The sequence below is a fragment of the uncultured Amnibacterium sp. genome (assembly GCF_964244015.1).
GTDB lineage: Bacteria > Actinomycetota > Actinomycetes > Actinomycetales > Microbacteriaceae > Amnibacterium.
This window is the reverse complement of record NZ_CAXTHO010000013.1, coordinates 1-13,706: the sequence shown is the minus strand read 5'-3', so window position 1 is coordinate 13,706 and position 13,706 is coordinate 1. Positions and strand designations below refer to the sequence as shown.

At 71.1% G+C, this 13,706-nt stretch carries 11 protein-coding genes and 1 pseudogene; 9 read left to right on the top strand and 3 right to left on the bottom strand.

The window, feature by feature from the left end; genetic code table 11:
• Positions 1-1,404: 1,404 nt before the first annotated feature.
• Complete coding sequence (locus ACFE67_RS02950) at positions 1,405-1,719, top strand: hypothetical protein (RefSeq protein ID WP_375405383.1); 315 nt, start codon at positions 1,405-1,407, stop codon at positions 1,717-1,719.
• A gap of 519 nt (positions 1,720-2,238) precedes the next feature.
• Here the strand turns inward: ACFE67_RS02950 and ACFE67_RS02945 are convergent.
• A complete protein-coding gene (locus tag ACFE67_RS02945) occupies positions 2,239-2,661 on the bottom strand; it encodes an organic hydroperoxide resistance protein (protein WP_375405382.1) in 423 nt (140 codons plus the stop codon).
• A 53-nt stretch (positions 2,662-2,714) separates the two neighbouring features.
• On the opposite strand from ACFE67_RS02945, the gene ACFE67_RS02940 reads away from it, so the two are divergent.
• Entirely contained in the window at positions 2,715-3,233 is a 519-nt protein-coding gene (locus ACFE67_RS02940) for a GNAT family N-acetyltransferase (protein WP_375405381.1), read from the top strand.
• A gap of 272 nt (positions 3,234-3,505) precedes the next feature.
• Here the strand turns inward: ACFE67_RS02940 and ACFE67_RS02935 are convergent, their stop codons facing one another.
• Entirely contained in the window at positions 3,506-5,122 is a 1,617-nt protein-coding gene (locus ACFE67_RS02935; RefSeq protein ID WP_375405380.1) for a DEAD/DEAH box helicase, read from the bottom strand.
• A gap of 240 nt (positions 5,123-5,362) precedes the next feature.
• Between ACFE67_RS02935 and ACFE67_RS02930 the strand changes: the two genes are divergently transcribed.
• From ACFE67_RS02930 to ACFE67_RS02910, 5 genes are all read left to right on the top strand, one after another.
• Positions 5,363-5,983 carry an isochorismatase family protein gene (locus ACFE67_RS02930; RefSeq protein WP_375405379.1) on the top strand — a complete coding sequence of 207 codons (621 nt, stop codon included), beginning with the start codon at positions 5,363-5,365 and terminating at the stop codon, positions 5,981-5,983.
• A gap of 114 nt (positions 5,984-6,097) precedes the next feature.
• Entirely contained in the window at positions 6,098-7,399 is a 1,302-nt protein-coding gene (locus tag ACFE67_RS02925; protein ID WP_375405378.1) for an O-acetylhomoserine aminocarboxypropyltransferase/cysteine synthase family protein, read from the top strand.
• Between the two features lie 139 nt (positions 7,400-7,538).
• Positions 7,539-9,011 carry a sugar porter family MFS transporter gene (locus ACFE67_RS02920; RefSeq protein WP_375405377.1) on the top strand — a complete coding sequence of 491 codons (1,473 nt, stop codon included), beginning with the start codon at positions 7,539-7,541 and terminating at the stop codon, positions 9,009-9,011.
• Between the two features lie 153 nt (positions 9,012-9,164).
• Entirely contained in the window at positions 9,165-10,655 is a 1,491-nt protein-coding gene (locus ACFE67_RS02915) for an MFS transporter (RefSeq protein WP_375405376.1), read from the top strand.
• Between the two features lie 106 nt (positions 10,656-10,761).
• Positions 10,762-11,811, top strand: coding sequence for an aldo/keto reductase (locus ACFE67_RS02910; RefSeq protein WP_375405375.1), 1,050 nt, complete (start codon positions 10,762-10,764; stop codon positions 11,809-11,811).
• Between the two features lie 4 nt (positions 11,812-11,815).
• Here the strand turns inward: ACFE67_RS02910 and ACFE67_RS02905 are convergent, their stop codons facing one another.
• Positions 11,816-12,580 (bottom strand): SDR family NAD(P)-dependent oxidoreductase, encoded by a 765-nt coding sequence (locus tag ACFE67_RS02905; protein ID WP_375405374.1) that lies wholly within the window; start codon positions 12,578-12,580, stop codon positions 11,816-11,818.
• An 87-nt stretch (positions 12,581-12,667) separates the two neighbouring features.
• Between ACFE67_RS02905 and ACFE67_RS02900 the strand changes: the two genes are divergently transcribed.
• Both ACFE67_RS02900 and ACFE67_RS02895 read left to right on the top strand, forming a co-directional pair.
• Positions 12,668-13,468 (top strand): ferritin-like domain-containing protein, encoded by an 801-nt coding sequence (locus ACFE67_RS02900; protein ID WP_375405373.1) that lies wholly within the window; start codon positions 12,668-12,670, stop codon positions 13,466-13,468.
• Positions 13,465-13,706, top strand: a pseudogene (locus ACFE67_RS02895) (GNAT family N-acetyltransferase); the annotation flags it as partial. The gene ACFE67_RS02900 and the pseudogene ACFE67_RS02895, both read left to right, overlap by 4 nt.

Here is a 13,706-nt window from a genome sequence, read left to right as displayed (position 1 = left end):
GGCTGCCGCGGGGGGCGGACGGCGCGGAGTCTTGCTCGCTGAACTGCGACCAGGCCGCCCCGCTGGGCGCGCCGCTGGAGGTCGATTGGCGCACAGGAGCAGGACCGCCTCCAGTAACGTCGAACTGAGGGAAGCGTTGCGGCGGCACAGCTTGTTCGGCGATCCCGCCGAGCACTTCCTCCGCCCTCCCTTCAGGGCGTGCTGCAGGAGCGCCAGCTGACGACCTCGAGCCGCTTCGCGGCGTTCGTGCTCCCCACTTTTGGTCTCGGCACCGTCGGGTGCCAGCGGGGGGCATGGGTGCGCTGCCCCCCTGCCTTCGCGGCGAGGCTGCCCGAGGGCACGATCGAGTACGGCGCGCGAGTCGAGGCGGTCCGACCCGGCGAGATCGACGTGGCCGGAGGCACGACGTGGTCGTGGTCGACCCGCTTACGGCCGCCCGACCTTCCTACACAGCGGAACTCTTGCGGACTGTTGTCCACCAGCGTACCGTTCCGGCAGTGGTCCTTTTCCAGGCCACGCGCACACAGACAAAGGAGTCTCACTGGGCCGCTATCAAGTGCGATTGGCAATTGCTTTATGGCGTCGTCGGCCGTAGTTGTCGGTGGAGTGTCGACGCCCGCCAGCGCCGTCGATGAGCCTTCATCCAGAGTTGAGTTGCTCTCAGTATCTGGGTACGACGCGCAGGTTGCACAAGATCACGGCTTCAAGATCGTCACCGACTCCGCTGGAGTACAGCATTCGGTGCCGGTGACCGCATCGGCTAAGCAGATCGCCAGTCAGTATCCTGCTCCCGGGAGCAGTGGGGCGACCACAAACAACACCAAGCGGGGGTCCTGTGGCACATCGAGCCTCTTCATCTCCAGGTATTCGCAAGGGGTGAGGATCAACACGGCCTACAGCGTGTATGCGCCGAGCTTCAAGCACACTTGGAACGTCGATGGTTCGACGAGCACGGTCGGAGCGTGGACTGAGAACTTCAGCGGGCTGAATGCCAGTACCACCTGGACCGCAACCCATGACCATAAGGTAGGCGGGGCTTCAAGCGCACTTGCCGCGGTACGATACGGATCCACTGCCACACTCATCGACGGGACGATTTGCGCCACCTATGGCCCGACTGATTCGTACTGAGCGGCACCGAACGTGCCCGCTACCGACTGTTTCGCAGCGGGACGGTACGCAGTGAGACGGCTTCGATATCGGAGGCCGGAATGGCCGGATGATATGGTTTTGACGGTCGAACTGAGGCCACGTGGCTTACTCGAGCTACTCTATCTTCGAGCGGCAACTGGGATTGCCGCTGCCCCCGATATTCCGGCCCTGGAAATTTTCCCCGCGCCGCGTTCATTGACCGCAACGACATCTCTCGGCAGCCCCGAATGGTCTGCCGAGTTCGCTCGGATCGTGGACGCATACGACAACGGCGGGGAGACGGGAGTAACGGTCGCGCTGGTACGAGAAACACGACTTGATTCAGCGTACGCGCCAGTCGAGCCATGGTTGAACTCGCTCGTGCCGGCGCAGCAGCAGGCGCTCGCCGAGGAACCGGAATACCGGGCGGGGCGAGCCGCGGTGGCCGCCTGGGAGCGCGGGCTGCGCACCATCGTCAGCCTGCCTGTCCGCGAGCCCTTCACCCGCGTGGCCGGCTCGGTCCTGCTGGTGTCCGCCTCCGTACGCACGGACGACGCCGCATTCCGCGCTGCACTCGAAGCGTATTGACCCGCCTCCCGTGGGGGCGCGCTGAGCCCTGATCCACCGTCTTTGGTGGGGCGGGGTGGTCGCGCTGGGAGGCGGGATGCCCTTCTGGTCTGGGAGAATGTTGATGTCGAAGTCAAAGTTCGCGCAGTCTGGAAGGGTATCCCGCAAGCGCAATCGTCGCATGGTCTGCTCCCGGTGTTCGATGACCGGAATCTCATGTCCCATGCGGGTCTGGTCCCGGAGCTGCAGCTCGCGGATCGGGCGGGCCTGACGGAGCTGATCGGGGACTGCTCGAGCCTGGCGTCGGCGAACGTGGAGGCGAAGGCGCGGACCGTGCTGGCCGGGATGCTCGCGGGAGCGGACAGCATCGACGACCTCGATCTGCTCCGCGCCGGCGGCACTGAACGGGCGATCGGAGCAGTCCGGGCGCCGTCGATGGTCGGGACGTTCCTGCGGTCCTTCACCCACGGTCGAAGGTGCCCTGGTGTCCGGCCGCCGCGCCGCCGACGCCTACCTGATGGGGCGCTGAGTGATCCGGATTCAGTCGTCCGAGACGGAGACGGTGACCTCGATGTTGCCGCGGGTCGCGTTGGAGTAGGGGCACACCGTGTGCGCCTCGTCGGCGAGCGCCTGCGCCCGGTCGTGCGGCAGGTCGGGGATGACAACCTCGAGGTGCACGCTGAGGCCGAACCCGCCCGCGTCGTCCGGTCCAATGCCCACGCTCGCGCCGACGGTCGTGTCGCCGAGGTCGAGCTTGTCGCGGCGGGCGAGCCCCAGCAGCGCGGAGTGGAAGCAGGCCGCGTAGCCGGCTGCGAACAGCATCTCGGGGTTCGCGCCGGCGCCGGAGCCGCCCATCTCCTTCGGCGCAGCCATGTCGAGATCGACGGTGCCCTCGGAGGTGCGGACGTGCCCGTTGCGGCCGGCGCCGGTCGAGAGCGCCTCCGCGGTGTAGATGGATGCCATGCCACGAGCAACCGGGCCGAGCGCGGGGTATTCCGCTGGAGGACACTGATGCGATGGCCGTACTCGTCCACCCCGATGTCCGCTACCACGCCTCCTGGATCGTCGGCGTGGCCGAGTACGGATCCCAGCACCGGGACGGCGGCAGCGACCTGCTGGAGGACGTCGCGACGCTCACGCATCCGGAGGCGTTAGCCGCGATGGTGGCTCGCCTGCGGGCCGACGCGCTAGAGGAGACCCCGCGGGCGGCTGACCGGGTTCCGGCGACCGCGCTCTGGATCGTGCACGAGGACGAATTCGTCGGCTTCCTGCAGATCCGGCACAGGCTGACGCCGTACCTCCTGGAGGAGGGCGGGCACATCGGCTACAGCGTCCGGCCGTCCGCGCGGCGCCGTGGCCACGCGACCGACGCCCTGCGGGCCGCGCTGCCGATCGCCCGCGACCTCGGCATCGAGCGCGTGCTCGTCACCTGCGACGAGGACAACGTCGGCTCCCGCACGGTCATCGAGCGCTCCGGCGGCGCCTACGAGGACTCGCGCACCGGCAAGCGCCGCTACTGGATCCCGACCGCCTGACTCTCCGTTTTGTAGGACTGACCGTCCTACAAAACGGAGAGTGACTCGCTGTCCGGCCCCGGATCCGACGCCGATGTGTGCCTTCCGGCAGCATCGGGACGTTCTGGCAGTCGGATCGCGCGAAATCCGCTGCCGGAACGCACACCCGCTGCCGGAACGCACATCGCAGACCGCCACCGCGGCCGACCCCCAGCCGCGACATGACGGCAGCGACATGGACCGCCAGTGTCCGTTTTGTAGGAACGACCTTCCTACAAAACGGAGAGTGCCACTCAGTCGGCTTCGGGGCGGCCGCCGGCACGGCCCGCGCGGCGGTTGCCGCCGCGGCGCTCGGACGGCGCAGCGGCGCGCTCGCCGCCGTACTGCGACCACGCGGAGCCGGCAGGCGCGCCGGTCGACGTGGAGTACTGCACCGGCGCCGCGCCCGATCGACCTCCAGAGGCTCCCCCGCGGCGGGCACCACCCGAGCCGCCGGTGGAGGCGCCGCCGCGACGGGCACCGCGTCCCTCGCCGCTGGAGGCGGCGCGACGGTCGTCGCCGCCCGCCTGACCACGGCCCGCACCCTGGCGGCGACCGCCTCCGGTCGACCCGGCGCGCTCGGCGCTGTCGGCACCCCGCGCCGTGCGGCGCGCGGGCTGCGCTCCTCCGCGCCGCTCGCCGCCGGCGGGCCGGTCGGCCCGGGGGCGGGACGGCGCCTGCGCGGCCACGGGGGCGGGCGTCACCTTGGCGGCGACCTCGCCGATCAGCTCCTTCACCGCGGGCGAGGCGGCCGTGACCTGCTGCGGCGACGCGCTGACACCGGCGGCGCGCAGCAGCTGCGCGACCTCGCGGCGCTGCTCGGGCAGCACGAGTGTGACGACGGTGCCGGAGGCGCCGGCGCGGGCCGTGCGGCCGGAGCGATGCAGGTACGCCTTGTACTCGGTCGGCGGGTCGACGTGGATCACGAGGGCGATGTCGTCGACGTGCACGCCGCGCGCGGCGACGTCGGTCGCGACGAGCACGCGGATCTCGCCGGACGAGAACGCGGCGAGGTTCCGCTCGCGGGCGTTCTGCGACAGGTTGCCCTGCAGGTCCGCGGCGGGGATGCCCGCCGCCGTCAGCTGCTTGGCGATGCGCTTGGCGACGTGCTTGGTCCGCACGAACAGCAGGCGGCGGTCGGTGCCCGAGGCGAGCGCCTCCATCACCTCGCGCTTGCCGTCCGCGTCCCGCACCTCGAGCACGGCGTGCGACATCGTGTCGACGGCGGAGGTGCTCTCGTCGACCGAGTGGGTGACCGGGTTGGACAGGAAGCGCTTCACGAGCTTGTCGACGCCGTTGTCGAGCGTCGCGGAGAACAGGAGGCGCTGGCCGCCGGCGGGCGTCGCGCCGAGCAGCCGCGTGACGCCGGGCAGGAAGCCCATGTCGGCCATGTGGTCGGCCTCGTCGAGCACGGTGACCTCGATGCCGTCGAGCGTGAGCGCACGCTGCTTCAGGAGATCCTCGAGCCGGCCCGGGCAGGCGACGAGGATGTCGACCCCGCTCCGGAGCGCGCTCACCTGCGGGTTCTGCGAGACGCCGCCGAACACGGTCGTCACGGTCATGCCGGCGGCCGCGGCGAGCGGCTGCACGACCGCGGCGATCTGCGTGGCGAGCTCACGGGTCGGCGCGAGCACCAGGCCGCGCGGGCGGGCGGAGCGGCGCTGGCCGCCGGCGAGCCGGGCGACGAGCGGCAGCGCGAACGCGAGCGTCTTGCCGCTGCCGGTGCGGCCGCGGCCGAGCACGTCGCGGCCGGCGAGGCTGTCGGGCAGCGTCGCGGTCTGGATCGGGAACGGCTCCGTGATACCGGCCCTGTCGAGGGCCGGGAGGAGGGAGGACGGCACGCCGAGCGTGCCGAAGGAGGAAACGGACACAGGAGGATCTCTCTGATTCGAGGCGGCGTACGTCGCCGCGGCGGCGGTGCGGACTCTGCACCTGGACGCGCCGCTCGCGGCACCGTCTCGACCGCATGCCCACTGGTTCGTGGACGCTGACGGGAGATCGGGTGCGCTTCGACGCTCACGTCCCTGGGGACGTGTCACCAGACTAGCAGCCGATGCGCTCCCCCAGGTCAGCGGCCGATTCTGAGCGCGTCACCCTTGTAGCGTCGCGGTATGAGCGACCGCCCGACCCGTGCCCTGATCGTGATCGACGTCCAGCGGGAGTACGTCGACGGGAACCTCCCGATCGGCTTCCCGCCGCTCGATGTCTGCCTACCGAACATCGCGGCCGCGATCGATGCCGCGCACGAGGCCTCCATCCCGGTCGTGCTGGTGCAGCACGTCGACGCGGCCGACTCCCCCGTCTTCGCGGAAGGTTCCCGCGGGGCCGAGCTGCACGACACCGTCTCGGGCGCGGCCCCCGACCTGCTGTTGACGAAGGAGACGGTCTCCTGCTTCGGCTCGGGCGAGCTGGCGCCGTGGCTGGAGGAGCACGGCATCGACACGCTCACGATCGCCGGCTTCATGACGCAGCACTGCGACGAGTCGACCGCCCGCGACGCGGCCGATCTGGGCCTCGCCGTCGAACTGCTCGCCGACGCCTCCGGCACGCTGCCGCTCGAGACGCCGGCGGGCACGCTCTCGGCGCGCCAGGTGCACGAGCGCACGCTGATCGTGCTCGCGTCGGGCTTCGCCTCCGTCGCGACAACCGCGGCCTGGATCTCTGCCGTGCAGGCCGACACCCCGCTGCCCGAGCCGGACCTCTGGGCGAGCACGGAGCCCGCCCGCGCCTGATTCCGTTTTGAAGGAACTTCTGCGCCGTGATCCCAGAAGTTCCTTCAAAACGGACGCCGTCACCGGCCGTCACGCGGTGCGAGCGCTCGGAGGGCGGCCGGTAGCGTCGAACCCATGGCTGATCGCGAATACGGGTTCCGCACGAGGGCGATCCACGCCGGGAACATCCCCGACGCGACGACGGGGGCGCGTGCCCTGCCGATCTACCAGACGAGCTCGTTCGTGTTCGACGACGCCGACGACGCCGCCGCGCGCTTCGCGCTGCAGAAGTACGGCAACATCTACAGCCGCCTCGCGAACCCGACGGTCGCGGCGTTCGAGGAGCGGATCGCGAGCCTCGAGGGGGCGCTCGGCGCCGTCGCGACGGCCTCCGGGCTCGGCGCGCAGTACATCACCTTCGCGTCCCTGGCCGGCGCCGGCGACCACATCGTCGCCTCCGCGAACCTCTACGGCGGCTCGCTGACGCAGCTCGACGTCGCCCTGCGCCGCTTCGGGGTCGAGACGACCTTCGTCCGCTCGAGCGACCCGGCCGACTACGCCGCCGCGATCACCGACCGGACGAAGGTGGTCTTCGCGGAGAGCGTGGCGAACCCCTCCGGCGAGGTCGCCGACGTGGAGGGCCTCGCCGACGTCGCGCACGACGCCGGCGTGCCCCTGATGATCGACGCGACCGTCGCGACGCCCTACCTGTCGCGGCCGATGGAGTGGGGCGCCGACCTCGTGACGCACTCCGCCACCAAGTTCCTCGGCGGGCAGGGCACGACGCTCGGCGGCGTCGTCAGCGAGTCCGGCCGGTTCCACTGGGGCGGCGAGCGGTTCCCGCTGTTCGAGCAGTCCGTGCCCTCCTACGGCGGCCTCGAGTGGCACGGCAACTTCGGCGAGTACGCGTTCCTCACCCGGCTGCGCGCCGAGCAGCTGCGGGACACCGGGCCGGCGCTCGCACCGCACTCCGCGTTCCTGCTCGCGCTCGGCGTCGAGACGCTGCCGTTCCGGATGCAGGCGCACGTGGAGAACGCCCGCGCCGTGGCGGAGTGGCTGGAGGCGGACGACCGCGTCGAGTACGTGAACTGGCCTGGCCTGCCGAGCCACCCGCATTTCGAGCGCGCGAAGCAGTACCTGCCGAAGGGTCCGGGCAGCGTGTTCGGGTTCGGCATCAAGGGCGGACGGGACGCCGGCCGCACGTTCATCGAATCGGTGGACCTCGCGAGCCACCTGGCGAACATCGGCGACGCGAAGACCCTCGTCATCCACCCGGCGTCGACGACGCATGCGCAGCTGACGGAGTCGCAACTCGAGGACGCCGGTGTGCTGCCGGGCCTCGTGCGCATCAGCGTGGGCATCGAGGACCTGGAGGACATCATCGCGGACCTCGACCAGGCCCTGACGGCGGCGGTCGCGACGGTCAGCATCGCCTGAGCCGCGAGCAGACGACTCCCCGCTTCTGCTCAGCGCGCTTTCGGTCGGCATCCGAGAGGATCGCAGCGCGAACCCAGTCGCAACGCAGCGGCACGACCGGATTCCTGCGCCGTCATGCCGCTCGGACAGGACCCACGCCATGAGCGGGACGCAGCAGCGCGCGGACGCGCCGGATCTCACGCGCCTGAAGCGGAGGGTCACCGGTCTCGCGGTGGCCGGAGCGCTCGGCGGGTTCCTCTTCGGGTTCGACTCGTCCGTGGTCAACGGTGCGGTCGACGCGATCGGCAAGGATTTCTCACTCCCCCCGACGCTGCAGGGCTTCGCGGTCGCGATCGCCCTGCTCGGCTGCGCGCTCGGCGCCTACCTCGCCGGCCGCATCGCCGACCGCATCGGGCGCACGCGCACGATGCTCGTCGGCGCCGCCCTCTTCCTGGTCAGCTCGATCGGCGCCGGCCTGGCGGTGGGCGTCGGCGACTTCATGGTCTGGCGCGTGGTCGGCGGACTCGGGATCGGTGTCGCCTCCGTCGTCTCCCCCACCTACATCGCGGAGGTCGTACCCGCCTCCGTCCGCGGCCGGCTCGGATCGCTGCAGCAGCTCGCGATCACGCTCGGCATCTTCGCCGCGCTGCTCTCCGACGCGCTGTTCGCGGGCTTCAACGGGACGACGGGCGCCTCCGAGCACCTGCTGTTCGGCCTCGAGGCCTGGCGGTGGATGTTCCTCGTCGGCGTCGTGCCCTCCGTGCTCTACGGCGTGATCGCGCTGCGGCTGCCCGAGTCGCCGCGCCACCTGCTCGCGAAGCGGGACGAGCAGGGTGCTCGCGCGGTGCTGCGGCAGACCACCGCGCCGGACGAGATCGACGACGAGGTCGCCGGCATCCAGGACTCGATCGAGGAGGACGCGGAGAACGCCAGGAAGGCGAGCCTGCGGGGTCCGATCCTCGGCCTGCAGCCCGTCGTCTGGGCCGGGATCGTGCTCTCGGTGCTGCAGCAGTTCGTCGGGATCAACGTGATCTTCTACTACTCCACGACGCTCTGGAACGCGGTCGGCTTCAAGGACTCGTTCGCGATCTCGGTGGTCACCGCGATCGTGAACGTCGCCGTCACGTTCGTCGCGATCGCGATCGTCGACAAGGTCGGGCGCCGCCCGATGCTGCTCGCGGGCTCGGCCGGGATGACCATCGCCCTGGTGGCCGTCGCGGTCGCGTTCAGCCAGGCGACGACCGGCTCGGGCGGGGAGGTGAGCCTGCCGAACCCGTGGGGCATCATCGCCCTCGTCGGCGCGAACCTGTTCGTGGTCTCGTTCGGCGCGACCTGGGGCCCGCTCGTGTGGGTGCTGCTCGGCGAGATGTTCCCGAACCGGATCCGCGCCAAGGCGCTCGGCGTCGCGGCCGCAGCGCAGTGGATCGCGAACTTCGCGGTCACGCTCTCCTTCCCGCCGCTGGCGGACCTGTCGCTCGTCTTCACCTACGCCCTGTATGCGGCGTTCGCCCTGATCTCGCTGCTGTTCGTGTTCTTCCTCGTCCCCGAGACGAAGGGCGTCAGCCTCGAGGACATGGGCGGGCTCGCCTTCGGCCGGAAGGCGAGGCTGGCCGCGAAGGAAGCCGCCCGGTAGCGGGCCGGACTCTCCGTTTTGTAGGACGGACCGTCCTACAAAACGGAGAGTCCGCGGAATAGCCGGAGGCGCCACCGGCTTTCCTCCGGAGGCGCCTCCGCGTCAGTTCTGTGCAGCGCCGCGCGAACCCCTCCGTTCACGAAGGAGCTCCGCATGGCGGACACGACCCTGGAATCCCCCGCGATCGACGGCGCGCCGAAGCGTCACGGCGCCCGGCACGAGCACCGCTGGTGGGTGCTCGTGGTCCTCGCCCTCTCGCAGCTGATGGTCGTGCTGGACGCGACGATCGTGAACATCGCCCTGCCGACCGCGCAGAAGGCGCTCGACTTCGACTCCGACCAGCGCCAGTGGGTCGTCACGGCCTACTCCCTCGCGTTCGGCGGGCTGCTGCTGCTCGGCGGCCGCCTCTCCGACCTGTTCGGCCGCAAGGTCACCTACATCTCCGGCCTCGTCGGCTTCGCGGCCGCATCCGCGTTCGGCGGGTTCGCGCAGAACTTCGGCGAGCTCGTCGCGGCCCGCGCCATCCAGGGTGCATTCGGCGCGCTGCTGGCTCCCGCCGCGCTGTCCCTGCTCAGCACGACGTTCACGGACGGCAAGGAGCGCGGCCGTGCGTTCGGCGTCTTCGGCGCGGTCGCCGGATCCGGTGGTGCGGTCGGCCTGCTGCTCGGCGGCGTGCTCACCGAGTACGCGTCGTGGCGCTGGTGCCTCTTCGTGAACCTCTTCTTCGCGATCGTCGCCATCATCGGCGCGATCACGTTCTTCGGGAAGCAGGGCCCCGCCGGCACCCGGCCGAAGCTCGACCTGCCGGGCACCGTCGTCGTCTCCCTGGGCCTCGTCGGCATCGTGTACGGCTTCTCGTCGGCGGAGACGAACGGCTGGGGCGATGCGCAGACGATCACCTCGCTCGCCGTCGGCGTCGTGCTGCTGATCGCGTTCGTGATCCTCGAGTCGCGCGTCGCACACCCGCTGCTGCCGCTCCGCGTCGTGCTCGACCGCCAGCGCGGCGGCTCGTACCTCACGGTCGCGCTGACCGGTGCCGGCCTGTTCGGCGTCTTCCTGTTCCTCGCCTACTACCTGCAGGCGCTGCGCGGCTACACGCCGCTGCAGACCGGGATCGGGTTCCTGCCGATGCCGGTGACGATCGCGCTGACGTCCACGCTGATCGCGCCGAACCTGCTGCCCCGCGTCGGGCCGAAGCCGATGATCGTCGTCGGCGCCCTGTTCGGCAGCGGCGGCCTGCTGCTGCTCAGCCGGATCGGCCTGGACAGCGACTACTGGACGACGATCGCTCCAGGGCTGGTCGTGCTCGGTCTCGGCATGGGCTGCATCTTCGCCTCGGCCTTCAACACCGCGACGCAGGGCATCGACCCGCGGGACGCCGGCGTCGGCTCGGCGATGGTGAACACGTCCCAGCAGATCGGCGGCTCGATCGGCACCGCGGTGCTCTCGACCCTCGCAGCCGACTCGGTCACCCGGTACCTCGGCGACCACGGCACGTCGCCCTCAGCGCAGGCGCTCGCCCAGCTGGACAGCTACCACACCGCGTTCCTGACCTCCTCCGGGGTCTTCGCCGCGATCGCGGTGCTGGCGTTCTTCGTGCTGCGGTGGGGCCGGCCGCCGGCTTCTTCGCGCCAGACCTCCTGAACAGCTCGTCCATGCGGACTCTCCGTTTTGTAGGCAGGTCCTTCCTACAAAACGGAGAGTCCTGGGGCTCAGAGTCGTCGGAGGCGCATCTCCCTACGCTCGGACCATGCGGTATCGCCAACTCGGATCCTCCGGCCTCCGGGTCTCCACCATCACCCTCGGCACGATGGGATTCGGCGGCACCGGTTGGGCGAGCCCCATCGGCCACCTCGACGTCGAGGGCGCCCGCCGCCAGGTCGACATGGCCCGCGACGCGGGCGTGAACCTGATCGACACCGCCGACGTCTACTCGGACGGGCTGTCGGAGAAGATCCTCGGCCAGGCGCTCGGGAAGAACCGCGACGACGTGCTCATCGCCACGAAGGTGCGCGGTGACATGGGTGACGGACCGAACGACGCCGGGCTGTCGCGCCACCACATCGTCGAGGCCGCCGAGGCGAGCCTCCGCCGGCTCGGCACCGACCACATCGACCTCTACCAGGTGCACGAGTGGGACGGGCAGACCCCGCTCGAGGAGACCCTGAAGGCGCTCGACGACCTCGTCCGCTCCGGCAAGGTCCGCTACATCGGCGCCTCCAACTACACCGGCTGGCAGCTGATGAAGGCGCTCTGGGCGTCGGACAGGGGAGGGCTCGAGAAGTTCGTCAGCCAGCAGATCTACTACTCCCTGCAGGCGCGCGACGCCGAGAGCGAGCTCGTGCCGGTCTCGATCGACCAGGGTCTCGGCATCCTCGTCTGGAGCCCCATCGCGGGCGGCCTGCTGTCCGGCAAGTACCGCCGCGGGCAGGACGCGCCGGAGGGCACCCGCCGATTCGAGGGCTGGACCGAGCCGCCCGTGCACGACGAGGACCGGCTGTACTCGACGATCGACGTGCTGGTGGCGATCGCGGAGGCGCACGGCGTCTCCGCGGCCAGGGTCGCGTTGGCGTACACGCTCGCGAAGCCGGCCGTCACCTCGGTCATCGTCGGTGCGCGCACGGAGGAGCAGCTGGCGGACAACCTCGCGGCGGCGGACCTCGAGCTGACCACCGACGAGCTCGCTCGGCTCGACGCCGTCTCGCTCGAGCCGCTGCGCTACCCGCACTGGCACCAGCTGGGCGCCGCCGACCGCATCGGCCCGGCCACCCAGGCGCTGCTCGAGCCGCACCTCGGCTGAGACCTCAGCGGGCCGTCCAGCCCCCGTCGATCACCATCGTGTGCCCGGTGATCATCGAGGCTGCCGGGGAGGCGAGGAAGGCGACCGCCCCGGACACCTCCGTCGGGATGCCGATGCGGTGCAGCGCCGCGATCCGCTCCACCGTGTCGGCGCGGAACGCGGGGTCGGCGAGCGCCGGCTCGGTGCCGTCCGTCTCGATGAAGGTCGGCGCGACCGCGTTCACGCGGATGCCGAGCGGGCCCCACTCCACCGCGAGGCAGCGGGTCAGGTGGATGACCGCCGCCTTGCTCGTGCAGTAGGAGGACTCCCCCGGCAGCGCGACGAGCCCCGCCTGCGACGCCACGTTCACGATCGCGCCACCGCCGACCGTGCGCATGTGCTTCGCCGCGTGCTGCGACAGGAAGAAGGTGCTGCGGGTGTTCAGCGCCCAGACCGCGTCGAAGTCCTCCTCCGTCACGTCGAGCGCATCGCCCATGATGCCGCCGCCCGCGTTGTTCACCAGGATGTCGAGGCCGCCCAGCTCGGCGATCGCGCGATCGATCGCGGCGCGGGACGCGGCCAGATCCGTGACGTCCAGCTGCAGCGCGACCGCGCGCCGGCCGAGCGCCTCGATCTGCGCGACCACCCCGTTGTCGGCGCCGATGTCGCGCAGCCCCACGCCCACGTCCGCGCCGGCCGCGGCGAGTTCGAGCGCGACCGCTCGGCCGATGCCCCTGGCCGCGCCGGTCACCACCGCGACCGTCCCCTCGAGCGACGTCCCTGCGATCATGTCCGCCAGTATCTCCGCCCCGCGATGGAGGCGACCCGTCCCGTCGGCCGAGGCGGCGGATCCCGGGCGGTTCCTAGCGTCGGGAGCATGGAATCCACCGCGCCGTTCACCGCCTGGGTCGACTACTTCACCCGCAACGGGGTGCGGCAGGAGCGCATCGAGGCGACCGTCGACTGGAACGCCCCCTGCACCCTGCCGCCGGATGCCCGCGCGGCGATCGCGCGGTCGCTGCAGCGCTTCGAGCTCGGTGAGAGCGGCGAGGGGACGCATCTGCTCGGGCTCGCCGAGCGAGCGGGTGACCCGGCCTACGTCGACGCCGTCCGCCTCCTGATCGCCGAGGAGCAGCGGCACTCCGCACTCTTCGGCCGCGGCCTCCGGCACCTGATGGCGCCGTCGCTGCCCGGGCACTGGACCGATCGCAGCTTCACGCTGCTGCGCCGCTCGCTCGGGCTCGACACCGAGATCGCGCTGTTCCTCGTCGCCGAGACCGTGGCGCTCGACTGGTTCGAGGCGCTCGCGGCCTCCCCCGATCCGGTGCTCGCAGGGATCGGGAGGCGGATCGTCGCGGACGAGCGCGAGCACATCCGGTTCCAGATCGACCGGCTGCACCTCGACCTCCGGCGGCGGTCCGCGGTCGCCCGGCTCGGGATCGCGGTCGTCTGGTCGACGGTCGCGGTCGGCGCCGCGACGGTGCTCGTGGTCGGGCACGCGGAGGCGATGCGCGCGTGCGGGAGTCGGCCGGCGGCCGTGTGGACGCGCGGGCTCCACACCTTCGCCAGGAGCGCGCGGACGGTGCTGACCGGCCCCGTCGGCCGCGTGCTCGGTCCCTCCGTCGTCCGCCCCGACCTGGTCGGACCGCTGCCGCGGATCGATACCGTCGTGCGGTGACGATCACCCACCACCGGTCCACGGCCGCGCAGCTCGATCCGGTCCTGCTCTACCGGCTGCTGCAGCTGCGGGTCGCCGTGTTCGTGGTCGAGCAAGAGGCCGCCTACGCGGACCTCGACGGGCGCGACGTCGAGCCCTGCGCCGAGCTCCTGTGGTCGGAGGAGGACGGCGCGGTGCTGGCGACCGCCCGCGTGCTGCGCGATCCGGAGGCGATGCGCATCGGCCGCGTCGCCACCGC